Annotated in this window: 4 protein-coding genes; all 4 read left to right on the forward strand. The window is 63.8% G+C overall.

The window, feature by feature from the left end; translation table 11 throughout:
* Nucleotides 1-839 (forward strand): hypothetical protein (locus tag EOA86_RS30535; protein ID WP_245497427.1); only part of this gene is annotated, 839 nt, incomplete at its 5' end.
* Nucleotides 832-1,641, forward strand: a complete 810-nt coding sequence (locus EOA86_RS30540; RefSeq protein ID WP_128345030.1) for an SDR family oxidoreductase — start codon at nt 832-834, stop codon at nt 1,639-1,641. The genes EOA86_RS30535 and EOA86_RS30540, both read left to right, overlap by 8 nt.
* A gap of 12 nt (nt 1,642-1,653) precedes the next feature.
* Nucleotides 1,654-1,998, forward strand: coding sequence for a RidA family protein (locus EOA86_RS30545; protein WP_206630181.1), 345 nt, complete (start codon nt 1,654-1,656; stop codon nt 1,996-1,998).
* 85 nt (nt 1,999-2,083) lie between these two features.
* Nucleotides 2,084-2,455: GntR family transcriptional regulator (locus tag EOA86_RS30550; protein ID WP_245497428.1), on the forward strand; the 372-nt coding region annotated here is incomplete at its 3' end.

The following is a 2,455-nucleotide window of genomic DNA, read 5'->3' on the forward strand; positions in this document are numbered from 1 at the left end:
ACTTTCGAACGGCAGGGATTGAGACGATGCGCGGAAGCGGAAAAGCAGATGTTTTTGTTATGCTGGCCCATCCGGTGGGACATGCGAAAAGCCCCGGCATGTTCAACGAACTGTTCGAGCAGAAGGGGCTCGACAGCCTTATGGTGCCGATGAGTTGCAAGCCGGAGGATTTCAACACTTTTTGGGCCGGGCTGACCGCGGCGGAGAATGTCCGCGGCGTCATCATTTCGGTGCCGTACAAGGTTGCCGTCTACCACAAGTGTGCTGGCGGGCATGATCGCGCCGTGCGGGTGCAGAGCGCCAACTCCGTACGCCGGCTGCCCGACGGCAGCTGGTACGCCGACAATTTCGATGGCGTCGGCTTCATCGACGCGCTGAAGGCGGCGGGCTACGAGTTTGCGGGACGCAAGGCGCTGCAGGTCGGCGCCGGCGGCGCCGGTGCGTCGATCGCCTACTGCCTCGCTGAGGCCGGCGTCACAGAAATCCGGTTGAACGACGTCGACCGGAGCCGGGCCGAAAACCTCGCCGCGCTTGTCGCGAAAGCTTTCCCGAGCTGCCGCATCGAGGCCGGCGAAGCCGATCCGACGGGCATGGACCTGGCGGTCAACGCGACGCCGGTCGGCATGCATGCCGGTGACCCCTATCCGCTCGACGTGACGAAACTGACGCCGGATATGACAGTCGTCGACATCATCATGGAGCCGGCCGAGACGGCGCTGCTCAAAAAAGCGAAGGAAATGGGCTGCAAGGTCCAGCCTGGGCGCCCCATGATGGACTATCAGATGCGCGGCATGGCCGAATTTTTCGACGTCGAGCGCAGGGACCGCGCCAATGGCTGAGACGTGCACGGTCGTCGTCATCGGCGGTACGTCGGGTATAGGCCGTGCCATCGCCGAGCGCTTCGCGCAGGAAGGCGCCAATGTCGTCGTCGCTGGTCGCGACAGGGCGAGGGGAGCCGAGGCCGCCGACATTTGCGGGGCTGGCGGCGCTGCGGATGCACGGTTCATCGAAACCGATGTTGCGAACCCTGACTCCGTGGAGGCACTTGGCCACTCGGTGGAAGCGGCCTTCGGAGCGCCGCATGTGGCAGTGAATTGCGCAGGCATCCTGCAGAGCGGCAAGCGCGTGCTCGACCAGCAGCTCGATGAAGACGAGCGCATGTGGCGCGTCAATTATCGCGGCACGCTGCTCGGTTGCCAGGTTTTCGGGCGGCTCATGTCGGCTGCCGGGCGTGGCGCGATTCTCAATGTCGGCTCGCTGGCGTCCTTCGCGCCGCTTTCCCTACCGGCCTATGCGCCGGGCAAGCATGCGGTGCTGGCGCTTACACAGATGCTGGCTGCCGAGCTCGGCCCCATGGGCGTGCGCGTTAATGCCGTGGCGCCCGGTTATACACTCTCGGATGGCTTGAAGGACAAGATCGCCAAAGGCGAGCGCAATCCCGAGGCGATCAAGGCGACGACCGCGCTGCGCCGTTTCGTCCAACCGCGGGATGTCGCTGAGGCCGCCCTCTTCCTGTGCTCGGAACGCGCCGCCTCAATAACTGGCGTAACGCTGCCAGTCGATGCCGGGTGGCTCGTGCAGGCGCCCTACGCCCATTACCTGCAAGGCAACCCGATCCGCCCGGTCTCTGCGACCGCCTGAGGAAATCCGATGATGGATATTCAACGCTTCGACTTCGACACCCGCATTCATCATGGGGTCATTCACAACGGCACTCTCTATCTGACTGGCCAGGTCGCAAGGCCCGGTCAATCGGCTGCCGACCAGATGCAGGAGGTTTTGGACAAGATCGACACCTTGCTTGCCAAGGCCGGAACGGACAAGACCCGTATCCTGCATGTGCAGATGTGGCTGGACGACATCCGCGATTTCGAGGAAGTCAACAAGGTTTGGGATGCCTGGATGCCGATGGAGCATTCCCCGGCCCGCTCCTCCGGAGAGGGACGTATGGCCAAGCCTGGGATGCTGGTCGAACTGATCGTGACGGCTGCGATTTAGCGGGCCTGCCGGGCTTGTGTCCCAGAACCGGCAGGCCCCGAGCGGAAGGACGACGATGACGAAGCGAAAGCCCCTGTCCACCATCGTGGCCGAGAGCCTGGCGGAGAAGATTCGCTCCGGCCAACTCGCTCCTGGCGCGCAACTGCCGACGGAAGCCGAGCTTTGCGCCGCATACGACGTGAGCCGCACGGTGGTTCGGGAGGCGGTGGCTCGGCTGCGATCCGATGGGATGGTGGTGCCGCATCAGGGGCGCGGCATGTTCGTCAGTGAGATGCCGGAGGCCCGAAAGTTTTCGATACCGGATGACGCGCTGAAGACCCTGCCGGAAACCATCGCGCTGCTGGAATTGAGGTTGAGCGTCGAGGTGGAGGCTGCCGGGCTCTGTGCGGAACGAAGGACCGAAGCGGAAGCGGATGCCATTCGCGCACTGATGGAGCAGGTCGATGCACAACGCGAA

Source organism: Mesorhizobium sp. M5C.F.Ca.IN.020.32.2.1 (assembly GCF_004023105.1).
Classification (GTDB): Bacteria; Pseudomonadota; Alphaproteobacteria; order Rhizobiales; family Rhizobiaceae; genus Mesorhizobium; species Mesorhizobium wenxiniae.